Source organism: Pseudomonas sp. H3_C08 (genome assembly GCF_054669455.1).
Map to the genome: position 1 here is coordinate 5,742,725 of NZ_CP162803.1, position 18,735 is coordinate 5,761,459.

The 18,735-nt window shown below is 59.9% G+C and carries 10 protein-coding genes and 2 pseudogenes; 4 read left to right on the forward strand and 8 right to left on the reverse strand.

What is annotated here, in order from left to right:
* Positions 1-53: 53 nt before the first annotated feature.
* From trxC to AB4N74_RS26245, 6 genes and pseudogenes are all read right to left on the reverse strand, one after another.
* Entirely contained in the window at positions 54-488 is a 435-nt protein-coding gene (trxC, locus tag AB4N74_RS26220) for a thioredoxin TrxC (protein ID WP_099757797.1), read from the reverse strand.
* Positions 489-568: 80 nt separating this feature from the next.
* Positions 569-2,032 carry a protein adenylyltransferase SelO gene (gene selO / locus AB4N74_RS26225; protein WP_116255751.1) on the reverse strand — a complete coding sequence of 488 codons (1,464 nt, stop codon included), beginning with the start codon at positions 2,030-2,032 and terminating at the stop codon, positions 569-571.
* A 48-nt stretch (positions 2,033-2,080) separates the two neighbouring features.
* Complete coding sequence (gene mscK / locus AB4N74_RS26230) at positions 2,081-5,434, reverse strand: mechanosensitive channel MscK (protein ID WP_460097684.1); 3,354 nt, start codon at positions 5,432-5,434, stop codon at positions 2,081-2,083.
* Between the two features lie 34 nt (positions 5,435-5,468).
* Positions 5,469-7,211: a potassium/proton antiporter gene (locus tag AB4N74_RS26235; protein ID WP_007909521.1), complete on the reverse strand. Its 1,743-nt coding sequence runs from the start codon at positions 7,209-7,211 to the stop codon at positions 5,469-5,471.
* A 547-nt stretch (positions 7,212-7,758) separates the two neighbouring features.
* A complete protein-coding gene (locus tag AB4N74_RS26240) occupies positions 7,759-8,631 on the reverse strand; it encodes a methyl-accepting chemotaxis protein (protein ID WP_371042268.1) in 873 nt (290 codons plus the stop codon).
* A 30-nt stretch (positions 8,632-8,661) separates the two neighbouring features.
* A pseudogene (locus tag AB4N74_RS26245) lies at positions 8,662-9,414 on the reverse strand (MCP four helix bundle domain-containing protein); the annotation flags it as partial.
* Between the two features lie 248 nt (positions 9,415-9,662).
* Here AB4N74_RS26245 and AB4N74_RS26250 point away from each other — a divergent pair.
* The 4 genes and pseudogenes from AB4N74_RS26250 (at position 9,663) to AB4N74_RS26265 (ending at position 12,229) form a co-directional block, all read left to right on the forward strand.
* Positions 9,663-9,893, forward strand: a complete 231-nt coding sequence (locus AB4N74_RS26250) for a hypothetical protein (protein WP_007909525.1) — start codon at positions 9,663-9,665, stop codon at positions 9,891-9,893.
* On the forward strand, positions 9,890-10,192 hold the full coding sequence (locus AB4N74_RS26255; protein ID WP_016987569.1) for a cell division protein ZapA: 303 nt from the start codon (positions 9,890-9,892) through the stop codon (positions 10,190-10,192). The genes AB4N74_RS26250 and AB4N74_RS26255 overlap by 4 nt, the downstream gene beginning before the upstream one ends.
* Positions 10,193-10,336: 144 nt before the next feature.
* A pseudogene (locus AB4N74_RS26260) lies at positions 10,337-11,314 on the forward strand (cache domain-containing protein); the annotation flags it as partial.
* Positions 11,315-11,521: 207 nt separating this feature from the next.
* Complete coding sequence (locus tag AB4N74_RS26265) at positions 11,522-12,229, forward strand: methyl-accepting chemotaxis protein (RefSeq protein ID WP_460101235.1); 708 nt, start codon at positions 11,522-11,524, stop codon at positions 12,227-12,229.
* A gap of 211 nt (positions 12,230-12,440) precedes the next feature.
* Here the strand turns inward: AB4N74_RS26265 and AB4N74_RS26270 are convergent, their stop codons facing one another.
* Entirely contained in the window at positions 12,441-14,243 is a 1,803-nt protein-coding gene (locus AB4N74_RS26270; RefSeq protein WP_460089604.1) for an acyl-CoA dehydrogenase, read from the reverse strand.
* Positions 14,244-14,502: 259 nt separating this feature from the next.
* Positions 14,503-18,456: a trifunctional transcriptional regulator/proline dehydrogenase/L-glutamate gamma-semialdehyde dehydrogenase gene (gene putA, locus AB4N74_RS26275; RefSeq protein WP_093430113.1), complete on the reverse strand. Its 3,954-nt coding sequence runs from the start codon at positions 18,454-18,456 to the stop codon at positions 14,503-14,505.
* Positions 18,457-18,735 lie beyond the last annotated feature (279 nt).

The following is an 18,735-nucleotide window of genomic DNA, read 5'->3' on the forward strand; positions in this document are numbered from 1 at the left end:
AACTGATCCACCGCTTTCGCGAGCAAGCTCGCTCCCACAGGGGGTGGGGTGTGTCAGATCCCTTGGCTACGCAGCCACGCCATCAACTGCGGCAACGGCAACGCACCACTCTGCCGCGCCACTTCCCGGCCGTTCTTGAACAGAATCAGACTCGGAATCGAGCGAATCCCCAACTGCGCCGACAACTGTTGATTGGCCTCGCTATCAAGCTTGGCCAAGCGGCACTTGCCGGCCAGCTGCGCCGCCGCCTGCTCGAACACCGGCGCAAACGACTTGCACGGCCCACACCATTGCGCCCAGACATCCACCAGCAACGGCAGATCACCCTTGATCTGGCTGGCGTAATCGCCTTGCTTGAGTTCGAAGGGTTTGTTCAGCAGCACGGCGGATTTGCAGCGTCCGCACTTGGGTTGATCCGCAAGGCGCTCGGCAGGGATGCGGTTGAGGCCGTTGCAGGAGGGGCAGGGGATGAGGAGTGGGTCAGTCATATTCGGCTCGTTGGCGTTCAGCGTTTCGTACGACTTATCTGGAGCCGTACGAACTGTTTATCAAGATGAGGCGCTGGCACTCAGGAAGAACAACTGATCTCCAAATGCTTGCCCCACTCCGGTGGCCGCTCGGCATAAGCCTCCATCCCCGGCTGCTCCTCAAACGGTTTGCTCAGCACCGCATGCAACCGGCGTACCTCCGAGTAATCCCCTTGCTCTGCCGCATCAATGGCTTTTTGCGCCAGATAGTTGCGCAGGATGTATAGCGGATTGACCGCATGCATCCGCGCTTGGCGCTGCGTTTGATCAGCATCGCCATCGCGGGCAACCCGGGCGACGTAGCGTTCACCCCAGGCATCAAAACCCTTGATGTCGACGAAATCGTCGCGCAAACGGGCAATGGCTTCTACGGCGGACTCTTCACCGAGTCGGCGGAAAAACAGCGTGTAATCAACGCCGCTGTTCTGCATCAGTTGCAGCAGATTTTCCAGCAGTGTTTGGTCGTCATCTTCAGCTGTGGTGAAGCCTAAACGGCGGCGCATCAGGTCGAGGTAATGCGCCTGAAACAGCGGCAAGTACAGGCCGAGGGTTTCGCGCAGGGCTTCGACGCTAATGAACGGCGTCAGTGCCTGCGCCAGCGCGCTGAGGTTCCACTGGCCAACCGGCACCTGATTGCTGAACGAGTAGCGCCCTTGATCATCCGAGTGGTTGCAGATGAAGTTGGCGTCGAAATCGTCGAGAAAAGCGAACGGGCCGAAGTCGAAGGTGATGCCGAGGATCGACATGTTGTCGGTGTTCATCACGCCGTGACAGAAGCCATAGGCCTGCCACTTGGCGATCAGTTCGGCGTTGCGCTCGACGATCTCGCGGAACATCGCCAGATACGGTTCCGGCTGTTCCAGGCACTCAGGGAAATGCATCGCCAGAACGTGTTCGCCTAGCTGCTTCTGCTGCTCGGGGCGCTTGGTGTAATAGAAGTATTCGAAATGACCGAAGCGGATATGGCTCGGCGCCAGACGCAGCACCATCGCTGCGCGTTCCTGCTTTTCGCGCCAGACCGGGGTGTCGGAGCCGATCACGCAAGCCGCGCGCGATGAAGGAATGTTCAACGCGTACAACGCTTCGGAAGCAAGGAATTCGCGGATCGACGAACGCAGCACCGCACGGCCATCACCCATGCGCGAAAACGGCGTCTGCCCGGCGCCCTTGAGGTGCAAGTCCCAATGCTCGCCGGCAGTGTTGTAGACCTCGCCGAGCAGCAAGCCCCGACCGTCACCCAGTTGCGGCGTGTAGCCACCGAACTGATGCCCGGAGTAAACCATCGCCCGTGGTTCGGCATCGGCCCACAGCTTGTGGCCACCAAACAGTTCGGCAAATTCGTTGGTTTCGGCGGTCGCCGGGTTGAGATCCAGCAAGGCCAGCGCCGCCGGGCTGGCGACGACCAGACGCGGATTATCGATCGGCTCGGGCAGCACGTGGGCGGAGAACGCGTCGCCCAGGCGGGCGAAGCGATTGTCGAAGGTCAGTTCGTCGAGGGCTTTCAAGGGCCGGCTCCAGCAGAATGTCCGAGCATTCTGCTGGGAATAGACCGGTTAGTCGAGTTTGGCCGGCGGTGGCTCTTGCAGCGGTTTCTGATCGTCGGCGACCGGCACGATGGTTTTCGTTTCCGGCTCGATCGGCACCATCTTGTATTCCTGGCCCTGAAGGTTCTTCAGGTACACCTCCATCTGGCGGAACGAGATGTTGATGTGCTGCTTCTTGAACTCGCGGTTGATGAAGCGGTTGACCTCATCAAGCACCGGGTTGCGGTCACCGAGGTCGCGCACGTGCATGCGCAACTCGTGGTCGAGGGTGCTTTCGCCGAAGTTGAGGAAGTACACATGCGGCTCAGGCTCTTTGAGTACACGCGGGTTTTCGCGGGCAGCCTTGAGCAGCAGCTCCTTGACCAGATCCAGATCGGAGCCGTAGTCGACGCCAAGTTTCAGCGTGACGCGGGTGATGGTGTCGGTCAGCGACCAGTTGATCAGTTGCCCGGTAATGAACGTCTTGTTCGGGACAATGATGTCCTTGCGGTCGAAGTCGGTGATGGTCGTGGCGCGGATGCGGATCTTGCTCACCGTGCCCGACAGGTTGCCGATGGTGATGGTGTCACCGATCCGCACCGGGCGTTCGAAAAGAATCATGATGCCGGAGATGAAGTTCGCAAAGATCTCCTGCATACCGAAACCGAGGCCGACCGACAGCGCCGCCACCAGCCATTGCAACTTGTCCCAACTCACGCCGAGGGTCGACAGGGTCGAGACGAAGCCGACACCGGCGATCACATACGACAGCAACGTCGTGGTTGCGTAGGCACTGCCCTGAGCCAGATTGAGCTTGGACAGCACGAATACTTCGAGCAGGCCGGGCAAGTTGCGCGCGAGGGCGAAAGTGATGCCGATGATGATCAGTGCACCAAGCATGTCGCCGATGCTGATTGGCACCATGCTCATGTTGGCGCCGGTGCCGCTGGTGTACTCGTAGAGGGTGATGTTGTCGAGGTACGAGAACACCGAAATCAGATCGGACCAGACCCAGTACAGCGCCGCGATGAAGCCGCCGAGCAGGGCCAGACGGATCAGGCGCAGGGACTGTTCGTTGACCTTTTCGATGTCCAGCGCCGGCTCTTCGATCACCGCTTCGCCGTCGCCGGCCTCTTTCGCCGCCTGCCGTTTGGCCAGGGCACGCTGGTAGGCCAGACGTCGTGCGGCAACGCTCAGACCGCGCACGAAGGTGGCTTCGATCACCAGCCAGAACATCAGCAGGTACAGGGTGTTGATCAACCGGTCGCTGAGCTTCAGCGCGGTGTAGTAGTAGCCGAAGCACACCGCCACGAACAACGCGATCGGCAGCAGGGTGAACATCACGCCGACGGCTTTGCGGAACAGCGAAGTGTTCTCGTGGGCCGGGCTGCTGATCAGCAAGCGACTGAGCAGCCAGGCCATCAGGGCATAGCAGGTCAGCACCACCGGCATGCCGAGCACGTCGTCTGCCAGTGCTGCCGGTTGCAGTTCGGCCACGGCGACAATAGTCACCAGCGCCATGACCACCAGGCCCAGTCGACGGATCCAGCCTTGCAGGAACTCGACCTGCGGCTTTTCCCAACGGAAGTGCAGTTCTGCCACACCACCCGGCGCGAGAATCCGGTAAGCGGTATAGAACACCAGCCATGCCTGGCCCATTTGCAGCAGCGCCGCGCCCATGTTGGCGTTCTGCCCGCGAGCGTCGATCTGCAACGCCAGACCACACAAGGCCAGGCCCAACGCGACCGGCATCGCCAGCAGAATATTGATCAGAATCGCCTGCGGCGTGTGCCACTGGCTGTCACGCTTGAAGTGACCGATGTCCTGGTGAACCTTGTTCAGCCTGCCGTACAGACTTTTGCGCCGCCATAACAGTGCGCCGATCAACAGCGCCAGCGGGAGAAACAGCAACGGACGCTGGATCAGGCCGTCGGTCAGCTCACTGAGACTGGAGGCCCACGGCAGGGTGTCGACCTGACGCTTCAGGCGCTCCGGCACCGCGCGCATCCATTCCAGATCCAGCGGCTTGTTGCTCGGAATCCAGAACATCTGCTCATCGAGCGTCGCACGCAGACCCTGCGCGGTGCTCAGCAGTTGTTTCTGGTTGAGCTGCAGGGTGATCGACTCGTTGAGCATGGCGCTCAGTTCGCGGTTCAACCGCTCCAGCAGATCGGCGCGGGTGTTGGCCAGATCCAGCAGGTTTTTGCGCAATTGCGGCGTGACCTGCTCCGGCGGCTGCGTGGATAGCAGGTTGTCGACATAGGCGGCGGGATTACTCAGTTGCTCACGCTGCTGGCTGACGTCGAATTGCCACAAGCGAATGTCGGCGATCTGATCGGCCAGATCGCGGTCGACCTTGAGGCGCGGCAGGGCTTGTTTCTGCTTATAGAGAATCTTCGACAGCAGCAGGCTGCCCTTGAGCACGCTGATCTGCTCGTCCAGCGCTGAATCGCTTTGGGTCAGGCTGTCGAGCTGTTGTTTGGTCTGCAGATTCTGCTGGGTGACTTCGTTGAGGCGGTCAGTGCTTTTGAGCAGGTAGTCGGAGAGCTTGAGGTTCGCCGTGCTTTCGATGGCCAGCAGACTGCTGCTCCCGGCCTTCTGCGCTTCGATCGACTGTTGGGTAACGGTTTCCTGCGACTGCGCCAGACGTTTCTGGTTGATCAGGGTTTGCAGTTCCTGAATCTCGCGGTCGAGGCGGTCGGACTTCTCCGATAGCAAGTCATGCTGGGCATTGCCCAGATCCTGCAACTGGCTGTTGCCGGCCAGCTCCTGACGGCGCAGCGGGATCAGCGCATTCAGCGCCGCCAGTTCCGCGTTCAACTCGTCGCGCTGCTCGGCGGTGACGGTTTTACCCGCGTCCTTGCCGGATTTGAGGATGTTGTTGATCTGCTGGATGCGCGTCTGGCTGGCGGATATCTCCGCTTGCGCGCGTTCGGGACGCGTCTGCGCGGTGATGATCAGGCTGTTAGCGTCGGCGAGGGCTTTTTGCAGGTCACTTTGCTGGGTCGAGCGATCGGTGAGGATTTGCTCCAGTTGCTGAATCGACTCCTTGGGAAAACGCTGCGCCACCGGCACCACGGCGTTGGCCTTGAGGCGTGTCAGTTCGCGGGTGTTTTCAATCGTTTGCTTGGGCGCGGTGGCCAGCTGCTGCTTGAGATCGATCAGCTTCTGTTCGTAATCACGCTGGTTGTTCAGCTGATTGAGCGTGTTCTGCAGGACGGTCTGCAGGCTCTTTTTATCGGCATCCGGCAGTTTGCTGTCGGCGAGTTTGTCGAGGCTGGCCTGCACGGCGTCGCTGGACGGTGGTTCGGCGGCGTACAGCGGGCCGACAGTAAGACTCAGGCCCAGCAGGGCCGCGGCGAAAAAGGAGCGCAGGGTAGGCATAGAGACCGGTCAAACAAGTGATAGTGGGCGCAGTTTAGAGGAAGAGCCCGGGGCCCGGGCGACTTCCTTCGGGGAATCTGACGCCCACTTTGCCGATCTTGTTCCCGTCCATGACCGCAACCGTCCAGTGAGTGTTGTTCCACTCCACCTGGTCGCCAACGATCGGTGCACCACCGACCTTGTGGGCAATGAACGCGCCCAGGGTCATGTCCGGATCGATGCCCTCGGCCGGCAGGCCATACAGTGCTGCAACCGCTTTAAGCTGGGCGTCTCCTTCGAGTACAAAATCGCCGAAGAAACGCAGATCGAGGCCGCGTTGCGGCGCCTGGCTGAACAGTTTTCCGAGGGCGCCGAGGTTGTGTTCATGGCCGATAACGCACAGTAAATCATCGACTTCCAGCACCGTACTACCCGACGGATGGAGCAGTTGCTGGCCACGAAACAGTGCCGCGATGCGCGTACCTTCGGGCATTTTCAGCTCACGCAGGGGCGAACCGATGCACCATTTCTCCGCGCCCAGCTTGTACACGAACAGCTCCCACTCGCTGGTGACGTGGACTTCCAGCGCTGCGCGAGAAATCGGCGCCGGCTCTGGCGGCACGGTCACCTTCAATAGCTTGGCGACCCACGGCAGGCTCGTACCTTGCACCAGCAGTGACACCAGCACGATGAAGAACGCAAGGTTGAAATACAGCTGCGCGTTCGGCAGCCCGGCCATCAGCGGGAACACCGCGAGAATGATCGGCACCGCGCCGCGCAGGCCAACCCAGGAAATAAAGGCTTTCTCGCGGCCATGGAACGCCTTGAACGGCAGCAGGCCGACCATCACCGACAGCGGCCGCGCAAACAGAATCATCCATAGCGCCAGACCCAGGGCGGGCAGGGCGATCGGCAGCAAATCGTGCGGCGTCACCAGCAGCCCCAGCACCAGGAACATGCCGATCTGCGCCAGCCAAGCCATGCCGTCGAGCATGTGCAGAATGCCGTGACGGCTGCGCACCGGACGGTTGCCGATCACCAGACCGCACAGGTAAACGGCAAGGAAGCCGCTGCCATGCAGGGCGTTGGTCAGGGCGAATACCACCAGACCGCCAGCGATCACCAGAATCGGATACAGACCGGCAGCGAGGTTGATTCGATTGACCAGTTGCAGCATCAACCAGCCACCGCCCAGGCCGATGACGCCACCGATGCCGAACTCGCGGATCAGGTGGGTCAGCAGGCTCCAGTGCAAACCGGTCTGGCCGCTGGCGAGCATATCGATCAGGGTCACGGTGAGAAACACCGCCATCGGGTCGTTGCTGCCGGATTCGATTTCCAGGCTGGCGGTGACCCGTTCGTTCAAGCCTTTGCCGCCGAGCAGCGAGAACACCGCTGCGGCGTCGGTTGAGCCAACGATGGCACCGATCAACAAGCCTTGAATCAGATTGAGATCGAACAGCCAGGCAGCGGCCATGCCGGTCAGCCCGGTAGTGATCAACACCCCGACCGTGGCCAGCGACAACGCCGGCCATAACGCCACGCGGAAACTCGACACCCGCGTGCGCAAACCGCCGTCGAGGAGGATCACCGCCAGGGCGAGGTTGCCGACCAGATAGGCCGTGGGGTAGTTATCGAAGATGATCCCGCCGCCATCAACCCCGGCGGCCATGCCGACCGCAAGAATAATGACCAGAATCGGAATGCCGAGGCGGGAAGAGAGTGAGCTGACGAGAATGCTTGCACCTACCAGCAACGCGCCGATCAAGAACAGGCTGTTGATGGTCGTCGCATTCAAAGGCAGTACTCCAGAAGCGTAAAGACGGGCACAAACTGACCATGCAGTCTGCGTGCCAGCGATTCTAACCTGTTGAAATGTGATGCTGTCAAAAAGGTTTTTACGCAGGGGGATTCGAGGTTTGGGTTCGGCTGGCGATTGCTGCCCTCACCCTAGCCATCTCCCGGAGGGAGAGGGGACTGAACGCGGTGTTTGTTCAAGCTACACCGACCTGAAAATCCTGAGTCGAACTCAGGTTTTGAAAACACGAAGATTTGCCCCCTTTCCCCCTCTTCCGGAGTGAGAGGGGGACCGAGCGCGGTGTTTGTTCAAGCTACACCGACCTGAAATTCCGAGTCGAACTCAGGTTTTGAAAAACACGAAGATCTGCCCCCTTTCCCCCTCTTCCGGAGTGAGAGGGGGACCGAGCGCGGTGTTTGTTCAAGCTACACCGACCTGAAAATCCTGAGTCGAACTCAGGTTTTGAAAACACGAAGATCTGCCCCCTTTCCCCCTCTCCCTCTGGGAGAGGGCTGGGGTGAGGGGCTTTTGATCTTGATCTCAAAATTTACAGGCTGAACCGCCCAACCATGTTGTTCAGGTCCAGCGCCAACCGCGACAGTTCATTGCTCGCCGCACTCGTCTGATTCGCCCCAGTCGCCGATTGCACCGACAGATCACGAATATTCACCAGATTACGATCCACTTCCCGCGCCACCTGCGCCTGCTCTTCGGCGGCGCTGGCGATCACCAGGTTGCGCTCGTTGATTTCGACGATGGCGGTGTTGATGGTGTCCAGCGACATGCCGGCACCTCGAGCAATGTTCAGCGTCGACTCGGCACGCTCGGTGCTGTTACGCATCGAATCCACGGCGTGTTCGGTGCCGCTCTGAATGCTGCCGATCATCCGCTCGATTTCGCTGGTCGACTGCTGAGTACGGTGCGCCAGGGCACGCACTTCATCCGCCACCACGGCAAAACCACGCCCGGCTTCACCGGCACGTGCCGCTTCAATCGCCGCGTTCAGCGCCAGCAGGTTGGTCTGATCGGCCAGACCCCGGATCACATCCAGCACCTTGCCGATGTCACGGGACTCATTGGCCAGATCGCCGATCAGGCTGGCGGTGCTCTGTACATCGGCACTCATGCGTTCGATCGCGCTGACCGTTTCCTGGACCAGGTCACGACCGTCGCCAGCCGAAGTGGTGGCGTTCTTCGAGGCTTCGGAGGTGCTCACCGCATTGCGGGCGACTTCTTCTACGGCGCTGGTCATTTCGTTGACCGCAGTGGCCGCTTGTTCGATCTCGTTGTTCTGCTGAGTCAGGCCACGCGCGCTTTCGTCGGTGACGCTATTCAGCTCTTCAGCCGCTGAAGCCAACTGAGTGGCCGAGCCGGAAATGCGTTGCAGGGTGTCCCGCAGTTTCGATTGCATCTTCGCCATCGCTGCCAGCAGACGTCCTGCCTCGTCTTCACCGTCAACGTGGATCGGCTGGGTCAGGTTGCCTTCGGCGATGGTTTCCGCAGCGTCCAGTGCTTTGGAAATCGGCTTGGTGATGCTGACGGTCAGCAGCCAGGCGAAGAGCAGGGTCAAGCCGCTGGCGATCACCAGCAGGGTGACCACCAGATCGAACGACATCGAATACTGATCTTTGGCGCCTTGATCGGTCTCGGCGATTTGCTGGGTGTTGATCTCCAGCAAGCGCGCCAGGGCGGTGTTTACCGCTTCAGAGTTGCTCAGCAGATCGCTGTTGAGCATCTGCCGCAATTCGTCGATCTGGTTGTTGCGCGACAGGGTTTTCATGCGGTCTTCGAGCTGACGGTATTGCGCCAGCAGTTGTACGTACTGATCGTACGCCGTACGTTCGTCGGGGCTTGAAATCAGCGGCTCGTAGGCACGCTGCGCCTCGGTGATCTGGCGGTTGCGCATATCGAACAGCTCGATGGTTTTTTGCTGCACGTCCGGTTCGCGGTTGATCAGCAACCGATACGACAGCACTCGCAGACGCAGCGTCAGTTGAGTGAATTCATCGAGGGCCTTGATCGACGGCACGCTGGCCGTAGCGATGTCCTCGCCCGCTGAGCGGATTTTGCTCATCTGGTTCAGGGCGAAAACGCCCAGAATCAGCATCAGGCCGCCGATCAGGGCAAAGCCGGTAAACGCCCTTGGGGCGATATTCATATTGCGGAGGGACATGGGCGGATACCAAGAGAGGGCCGCATCCATGCGGGCTGAGACTGCGATATGGATGACTTATCGGTCATGCGACTAAAGTCTTGAGGCACTGTGCGTATTTGTCGCATAGGGGCCGGGGCGACGAAGTGCAGGAACCAGATCGGCAGATCACAGTCTTTAAAACTCGCGAGAACGGTCGGCCACCAGGAAAATCAAGGCTTTGCGCCGGTTTAACCCTGGCATCCGTGATGACTTTTCTTTATCGTACGCGCCCTTTGAAAAACGCTTGGAAGATCAAAATGTTGGAAGCATCCCTCAGCCAATTGGAACAGCTCGTCAGCGACCTGGTGCAACAGAACCAGACACTCGCGCAAACCAACCAGACCCTGTCCACGGAACTGGCCCAGGCCAAGGATGAAAACGAAAGCCTGCAACTGAACCTGATGGAGCAGGAAGAAAAGCACGGCGCCACCGCTGCACGCATTCAAGCCCTGGTTGATCGCGTCAACGCAGGTCCTGTCAGCGCATGAACCACCATACAGCAGGGGTAAAAGTCGTCTCCATTCTCGGGGAGGACTATTCGATCAAGGCACCGGCCGGGGAAGAGCAGACCCTGCTGGACGCGGCCATGATGCTCAAGGCAGCGCTGGATGACACCAAGCGCAAATACCCGACATTGATCGGTGACCGTTTGCTGGTGCTGGCGGCGATGAATCTGTGCTCGCAGCAGATCGAAATGAAGAAGCAACACCAGGAAGAACTCGACCGTTACCAAGAGCAAGTCAGCGCCACGGTCGACACCATCGCCAAGACCATCAATCAGGGTTGATGGAGGTGCGCACAACCAAAGAATAGATTGTCGACTTGGTTGTATACAATCGGCACGGCTGTTGCATTGTTTCGGCCACTTATTCTTTGGGGGTGCTCCATGCAGTTGTGGCGACGCAGTATTCAATGGCAGCTGATTCTCAGCATGGGCACCGCCCTGCTGGTCAGTATCCTGATTGTGGTTGGCATTTATACCCTGGTGGTCAACCGCCTCGCCCAGAGCTATCTGGTCGAACAAGCCCTGCCGTCGAGCATTGAAGCGACGCGCAACGATATCGAACGCATCCTTGTGCAACCGCTGACGGCGGCCAAGGATATTGCCAGCAACACGATGGTGCGCGACTGGCTCGCCTCGGGCGAAGACAGCAGCAAAACAGCTGGCTTCGCGCAGTATCTGGAAGGCATCCGCGCCGAACATAAAGCCTTCACTGCTTTGATCATTGGCACCGAATCCAATCACTACATCACCGAAAAAGGCCTGGATCGCACCCTCAGTCGTGCCAAACCGGCCGATGCCTGGTTCTATTCCTTCCTCGACAGCAACCAGCCGCGCACCCTCAATATCGACAACGACGGTGCGACCGGAGAATTGGCGCTGTTTATCGATTTGAAGGTCGAGCAGGCCGGTAAGGTGGTCGGTGTGGCCGGGCTCGGTTTGAGTATGAAAGAGCTGTCGGAGCTGATTCACAACTTCAGCTTTGGTGAGCGCGGCAAGGTCTATCTGGTGCGTTCCGACGGTTTGATCCAGGTGCATCCCGAGGCGCAGTTCAGCGGCAAACGCACGCTGACGGAGCAGATTGGCGCCTCCGCTGCTCAAGCCGTCATGGGTCAAAAAAATGCTGTGAGCAGCAGCTTCCAAAGGGAGGGTGAAGACTTCCTCGCCTTCAGCCTGCCTCTGCGTGATCTGGGCTGGACCTTGGTGGCCGAAGTGCCGCAATCGCAGATCTATGCCGAGGCGCGCAAAGCCATGTGGATGAGCGGCGGCATCGGCCTTGCGGTGGCGCTGGTGTGCCTGGCCTTGGTGGTGTGGCTGGCGCAAGGTTTGGTCCGGCCGATTCGCCAGGTAACAGCCGCGCTGGTAGCAATCGGTAGCGGTGGGGGAGATTTGACCCACCGGTTAGATTCCAGCCGCGCTGATGAGCTGGGCGATCTAGCCCGGGGCTTCAACCGTTTCCTTGATAGCCAGCGCGGGATGATCGGCGAGGTGCTGACCACCAGTGAACGTCTGCGCACGGCCGTGGGGCAAGTGGCGAAAGTGGTGGAGAACACCGCCGAACGTTCCGGCCGTCAGCAGGAAATGACTGACATGGTTGCCACCGCCGTTCACGAAATGGGCCTGACCGTGCAAGAAATTGCGCAGAACGCTGGTAACGCGGCACTCGCTTCGCAAACCGCGCGGGATGAAGCAATGCAGGCGCGGGAAGTGGTCGGCGGCTCGATCAAGCATATTGAAAGCATGTCGGATGAGATTGGCGTAGCGGCGGGTGCGGTCGGCGAGCTGGCGCATCAAGTGGCGTCGATTGATTCGGTGCTGGCGGTGATTCGCGGAGTTTCCGAGCAGACCAACCTGCTGGCACTTAATGCCGCCATCGAGGCGGCGCGCGCCGGTGATATGGGTCGCGGCTTTACAGTTGTCGCCGATGAAGTGCGCACCTTGGCGCGCCGCACTCAGGCATCCACTGACGAAATCCAGCAAATGATCGGCAGCCTCAAGCAAGGCGCGGAAAACGCCGTGTCGTCTATGCGCACCGGTCAGGCGGCGACCGGTACCGGGGTTGAGTCGAGCCAGCGCACCGGGGCGTCGCTGACGGCGATTACCGGGCAGGTCGAGCGCATCAGTGACATCAACCATCAAGTGGCGACGGCGACCGAAGAGCAGTCGGCGGTGACGGAAGAGATCAATCGTAACGTGCAGGGGATTTCTGATTTGGCGCGGGCGACGGCTGGGGAGGTTCGGGCGTGTCGTGAGGATTGTCAGATGTTGCAGAGGTTGGCGGACGATCTGGCGCGGCAGATGGGTGGGTTCAAACTCAGCTGAGTGTTAAACCAGAAAAGCCCCTCACCCTAGCCCTCTCCCGGAGGGAGAGGGAACTGAATGTGGGATGCTTGAGAAGTACGCCGACCTGAAAGTGCTTTACCGAATCCATAATCGACACGGTTTTTCAGGTCGATGCGTAGACACCTCGGGTCGGCCCCCTCTCCCTCTGGGCGGTCCGACGTTTCGGGAGGGCTGGGGTGAGGGTTGCGCTTCAGAACCACGCATCCTGCATCGCCAGGCACGTATCATCCCGCGCCTCCAGCAACGCCAGTTCATGGTGGCAACCCGGCACTTCCCACGTCAGAAAATACCGCGCTGCCTGCAACTTGCCCTTATAGAAGTCGGCATCCGCTGCATTCCCTTTGGCCAGCCCTTCCTCGGCTCGAATCGCCTGCTCCAGCCAGCGCCAGCCAATCACCGTGTGGCCGAACACCTTCAGGTACAGCGCCGAATTCGCCAGACTGCTATTGACCTTGCCCTGTGCCAGATCGGTCAGCAGGCCGATGGTCACCGTTTGCAGGCGAGCTACAAGTTTCTCTAAAGGCTCACGCAGGGCGGTCAGCGATTCATACGCCGTCGCGCGTTCAGCGGTGGTGGCGATCAGTCGAATCAATTGCTTCAGTCCAGCGCCACCGTTCTGCGCCAATTTACGCCCGAGCAAGTCCAGCGATTGAATGCCATGGGTTCCTTCGTGAATCGGGTTCAAACGGTTGTCGCGGTAATACTGCTCGACCGGGTATTCGCGGGTGTAACCGTGGCCTCCAAGAATCTGGATCGCCAGTTCGTTGGCCTTGAGGCAGAACTCCGATGGCCAGGACTTGACGATCGGCGTCAGCAGATCCAGCAATTCGTGGGCCTGTTTACGCTCGGCTTCGGACTCAAGCGTCGTGGTGTCATCGAACAGGCGCGCTGCATACAAGCCGAGGTCAAATGCACCTTCGACGTAGGACTTTTGCGTCAACAGCATGCGTCGTACATCGGCGTGCTGAATGATCGCCACCGGCGCCGTCGTCGGATCTTTGCTGTCCGGAACGCGACCCTGTGGCCGTTCGCGGGCGTACTCCAGCGAATACAGGTAACCGGCATAACCGAGCATCACCGCCCCCATACCGACGCCGATCCGCGCTTCGTTCATCATCTGGAACATGTAGCTCAGGCCCTGATGCGGCTTACCCACCAGATAACCGACACATTCACCGTTATCGCCGAAGTTCAGTGCTGTGGAGGTGGTGCCGCGCCAGCCCATCTTGTGGAACAGCCCGGCCAGCAGCACGTCATTGCGTGGGCCGAGGCTGCCGTCATCGTTGACCAGAAACTTCGGCACGATGAACAGCGAAATGCCTTTAACGCCCGCAGGTGCGTCCGGCAGTTTGGCCAGGACCATGTGCACGATGTTTTCCGAGAGCGGGTGATCGCCGCCGGAGATAAAGATTTTGTTGCCCTTCAGGCGATAAGTGCCGTCGGACGCCGGCTCGGCGCGTGTACGAATATCCGACAGCGATGAACCTGCATGCGGTTCGGTCAGCGCCATGGTGCCGAAGAAGCGGCCATCGATCATGGGCTGCAGGAAGCGTTGTTTCTGTTCCTCAGTGCCAAAACTCTCGATCAGGTTCGCCGCGCCCATGGTCAGGAACGGGTAGGACGTCGAAGCCGCGTTGGCCGACTGGAAATGCGCGAAGCAAGCTTGGGACAGCAGCGTCGGCAGTTGCATGCCGCCAGCATCGAAGCTGCGCGCAGCGTTGAGGAATCCGGCTTCAAGGAAGGCATCCACCGCCGGTTTCACTTCAGGAATCAGAATCGCCTGACCGTCTTCGTAGCGCGGCTCGTTCTCGTCGCCCTTGCGGTTGTGTGGCGCAAAGTACTTTTCGGCAATGTTGCGCGCGGTGCCGATGGCGGCGTCGAAGGTTTCGCGATTGTGCTCGGCAAAGCGCTCACGCCGGGTCAGGCCCTCGGCATCAAGGACTTCATACAGCTCGAAAGCCAGATTGCGGGAACTGAGCAGCGTTTCGGACATGGCGGCCTACCTGAAGTTGGGGTTGGGCCGAGTCTAGGCGTGCTGATAAAGGCTGAACAGGATGATTGATAAGCGTGATGTTGAAGCCGCGCGCAGACTTAACAAACACCACAAAACACTGTGGGAGCGAGCTTGCTCGCGAAGAGGCCGGCACATTCAACATTCACGTTGACTGGCAAACCGCTTTCGCGAGCAAGCTCGCTCCCACAGGGACTGTTGCTATGCCGGACACCCATGCAGGTGTCCGGTTTATCGGGTGTTAGCCGATAGTCATCAAGCTGGCATTACCCCCCGCCGCAGCGGTGTTAACGCTCAACGCCCGCTCAATCACCAGGCGCTCCAGCGCAATGTTGGTCTCGCCCTGGGACAAGCCCTGAACCCCAACGATCGCACCGGCACGCTTGGCAATCTGCTGGCAAACGCCGCGCAACTGGTCGGAATGGCCGTGATGCAGAACCGCATCAAACACCACCTCGTCTTTATTCCAGTCGGCAACCAGCTTGATCCGCGCCTGAATCTCCTTCGGCAGGCGTGCGAACAAGGCCTTGCTGATGTCGGACTCCGGCCATACCGCCGAACCGCCTACCGCAAGCACCGCCGCCAGTTGCGTCAGCAAATCACCTTCAACCTCGGCCAGGCACAACACGTGCTCACGCGGCAGGATGGCATAGCTGTTTTTCTCACCGGTCGGGCCGGCCAGCACGCGGGTGATGCCGCTCTGCGATTGCGCAGCGTACTGCACGCAAAGAGTGCTCAGGTCGGCAAACTTGTTGCTGTCGGCCCAGGCTTTCAGCGCGGTCAGCGGTTTGCTCATGGCGTCGCGCAGACGAACGTCCGGTGCCACGGCAGCATCACCGCGAGCGAAGGATTGTTCGATGGCATCAGTAGGGCGCGTCGACAGCAAGCGGTACAAGTACAGCGGGCCACCGGCTTTCGGACCGGTACCCGACAAGCCTTCGCCGCCGAATGGCTGCACGCCGACCACAGCGCCAACGATGTTGCGGTTGACGTAGACGTTACCGGCGTTGACGTTGTCGATCACCTTGGCGATGGTCTCGTCGATGCGCGTGTGTACGCCCAAAGTCAGGCCATAACCGGAAGCGTTGATCTGGCCGATCAGTTGATCGATCTCTTTGCGCTTGTAGCGAACCACGTGCAGCACCGGGCCGAAGATCTCGCGTTGCAGTTCGTCGAAGCTTTCCAGTTCGATCAGGGTCGGCATGACGAAGGTGCCGCGTTTGACTTCTTCGGTGTCGGCGATAGCGACCTGATACACGTTGCGACCTTTATCGCGCATGCCCTGGATGTGCTTGTCGATGCCCGCCTTGGCTTCGGCGTCGATCACCGGGCCGATGTCCACGGACAGGCGCTCTGGGTTGCCGAGACGGCTTTCCGCCATGGCACCTTTGAGCATCTCGATGACGCGATCGGCGGAATCTTCCTGCAGGCACAGTACGCGCAGCGCCGAGCAACGCTGACCGGCGCTGTCGAAGGCCGACGAAACTACGTCGATCACGACTTGTTCGGTCAGAGCCGAGGAGTCGACGATCATCGCGTTCTGGCCACCGGTTTCGGCGATCAGCGGAATCGGACGGCCCTGGTTGTCGAGGCGACCGGCAATGTTGCGTTGCAGCAGGCGCGCGACTTCGGTGGAACCGGTGAACATCACGCCTTTGACGCGCTCATCGCCGACCAGACCGGCGCCGACGGTTTCACCGCGACCCGGCAGCAGTTGCAGCACGCCTTCCGGGATGCCGGCCTCAAGCATCAGGCGAACAGCCTGAGCCGCCACCAGTGGGGTTTGTTCGGCCGGTTTGGCCAGTACCGGGTTACCGGCAGCCAGTGCAGCAGCGACCTGGCCGCTGAAGATTGCCAGCGGGAAGTTCCACGGGCTGATGCACACCACCGGACCCAGTGGGCGGTGGGCGTCATTACTGAAATCGTTGCGAGCCTGCACCGCGTAATAACGCAGGAAGTCGACCGCTTCGCGGACTTCGGCGATGGCGTTGGCGTAGGTCTTGCCGGCTTCACGAGCCAACAGGCCCATCAGTGGCTGAATCTCGCCTTCCATCAAGTCAGCGGCACGTTCCAGAATCGCCGCACGTTCGGCCGGCGGGGTAGCCTGCCAGATCGGTGCGGCGTTCAGTGCGCATTGGATGGCGTTGTCGACGTCTTCAACCGTGGCTTCTTGAACATGACCGACCACATCACGGTGATCAGCCGGGTTCAGAACCGCTGCCGGCGTTTCGTTGCTGGAAGCGCAACCGAGCATCGGCGCGGCTTTCCAGTCATTGTGCGCAGTGGCGAGCAAGGCGCAGGACAATGAGGCCAGACGATGTTCGTTGGCCATGTCGATGCCGCTGGAGTTGGCACGCTCGGCACCATACAGATCACGCGGCAGCGGAATGCGCGGGTGCGGCAGGCCGAAACCACCTTCCACGGTCGCCATCTGCTCGATCTGCGCCACCGGATCGGCCACCAGTTCCTGAATCGAAATCGACTGGTCGGCGATGCGGTTGACGAACGAGGTGTTCGCGCCGTTTTCCAGCAAGCGACGTACGAGGTACGCCAGAAGGGTTTCGTGAGTACCGACCGGAGCGTACACGCGGCACGGACGGTTCAGCTTGCCTTCGGAAACCTTGCCTACAACTTGTTCGTAGAGCGGTTCGCCCATGCCATGCAGGCATTGGAATTCGTACTGGCCCGGGTAATAGTTCTGACCGGCAATGTGATAAATGGCCGACAGGGTGTGGGCGTTGTGCGTGGCGAACTGCGGGTAGATGACTTCCGGCACCGACAGCAGTTTGCGTGCGCAAGCGATGTAGGAAACGTCGGTGTACACCTTGCGGGTGTAGACCGGATAGCCTTCCAGGCCTTCGACCTGGGCGCGCTTGATTTCGCTGTCCCAGTACGCGCCTTTTACCAGGCGGATCATCAGGCGATGACGGCTGCGACGGGCCAGATCGATCACGTAGTCGATCACGTACGGGCAACGCTTCTGGTAAGCCTGGATGACGAAACCGATGCCGTTCCAGCCGGTCAGTTGCGGCTCGAAGCACAGGCGCTCAAGCAGATCCAGCGACAGTTCGAGACGGTCGGCTTCTTCGGCGTCGATGTTCAGGCCGATGTCGTATTGCTTGGCCAGCAAGGTCAGCGACAGCAGGCGCGGGTACAGCTCGTCCATCACACGCTCGTACTGTGCACGGCTGTAACGCGGGTGCAGTGCCGACAACTTGATGGAGATGCCCGGGCCTTCATAAATCCCACGGCCGTGGGAGGCTTTGCCGATCGAGTGAATGGCTTGTTCGTACGACGCCAGGTACTTCTGCGCGTCGTGTTCGGTGAGGGCCGCTTCACCGAGCATGTCGTAGGAATAACGGAAGCCCTTGGCTTCGAACTTGCTCGCGTTGGCCAGCGCTTCGGCGATGGTTTCGCCGGTGACGAACTGCTCGCCCATCAGGCGCATGGCCATGTCGACGCCCTTGCGGATCATCGGCTCGCCGCTCTTGCCGATGATGCGGCTCAGCGAAGAGGTCAGGCCAGCTTCGTTGTGCGTAGACACCAGTTTGCCGGTCAACAGCAGGCCCCAAGTGGCGGCGTTGACGAACAGCGACGGGCTGTTGCCCAAATGCGGGTGCCAGTTACCGGTGCTGATCTTGTCGCGGATCAGTGCATCGCGAGTGCCTTTGTCCGGGATACGCAGCAGCGCTTCGGCCAGACACATCAGCGCTACGCCTTCCTGGGACGACAGGGAAAATTCCTGCAGCAGACCCTGAACAATGCCTGCACGACCGCCGGCACTTTTCTGGTTACGCAATTTTTCCGCGATGGAAGCGGCGAGTTTATTGGTGGCTTCTGCCATCGGCGCTGGCAGGCGAGCCTGCTCGATCAGCATCGGCACCACTTCCGGCTCAGGGCGACGGTAAGCGGCAGTGATCGAAGCACGCAGTACGGATTGCGGCAGGATGCTTTCGGCGAATTCAAGGAAGCACTGGTGGGCGTGATCGGTGTGGACTTCGCCCGCCTCATCGGCGTCCTTGGCGGTCAAACCGTTCAGCTCGGTCAGGGTTGCACCACCCTCGAGTTTTTCCAGGTAATTGAAAATTGCCTGCTTGATCAGCCAGTGCGGCGTGCGATCAATCGAGGTTGCGGCGGCCTTCAGGCGTTCGCGGGTCGGGTCATCGAGTTTGACCCCAAGGGTGGTGGTAGCCATATTTTTATCCTCATGGTTGCCACAGTTGCGTGGCATCAGCTGGCGGCAAGATTAGCCGTGCGCCGAAAGAGGTGCAACCGGGTGCAACCCTTTTTTTGTCGGAATAATAGGCAACTCGTCAGGAATTATTTTCTGGTACGAAAGTGCTGCTCCTGCTTGGTGCTTTTGCTTCTAGCAAAGGGTTATGACTGCCACAAAAGGGAGCAAAAACGGGGTGATTGTCGATAAATCCGACTAGGTGCAACTAATTCTCACGAAACTGGTTGCACCTTATTTGAT

Bases quoted from the DNA above. Each gene is read 5' to 3' on its own strand.
- trxC (WP_099757797.1), bottom strand. From the start codon at position 488: ATGACTGACCCACTCCTCATCCCCTGCCCCTCCTGCAACGGCCTCAAC.
- mscK (WP_460097684.1), bottom strand. From the start codon at position 5,434: ATGCCTACCCTGCGCTCCTTTTTCGCCGCGGCCCTGCTGGGCCTGAGT.
- AB4N74_RS26240 (WP_371042268.1), bottom strand. From the start codon at position 8,631: ATGGCGAAGATGCAATCGAAACTGCGGGACACCCTGCAACGCATTTCC.
- AB4N74_RS26250 (WP_007909525.1), top strand. From the start codon at position 9,663: ATGTTGGAAGCATCCCTCAGCCAATTGGAACAGCTCGTCAGCGACCTG.
- AB4N74_RS26255 (WP_016987569.1), top strand. From the start codon at position 9,890: ATGAACCACCATACAGCAGGGGTAAAAGTCGTCTCCATTCTCGGGGAG.
- AB4N74_RS26265 (WP_460101235.1), top strand. From the start codon at position 11,522: ATGGGCCTGACCGTGCAAGAAATTGCGCAGAACGCTGGTAACGCGGCA.
- AB4N74_RS26270 (WP_460089604.1), bottom strand. From the start codon at position 14,243: ATGTCCGAAACGCTGCTCAGTTCCCGCAATCTGGCTTTCGAGCTGTAT.
- putA (WP_093430113.1), bottom strand. From the start codon at position 18,456: ATGGCTACCACCACCCTTGGGGTCAAACTCGATGACCCGACCCGCGAA.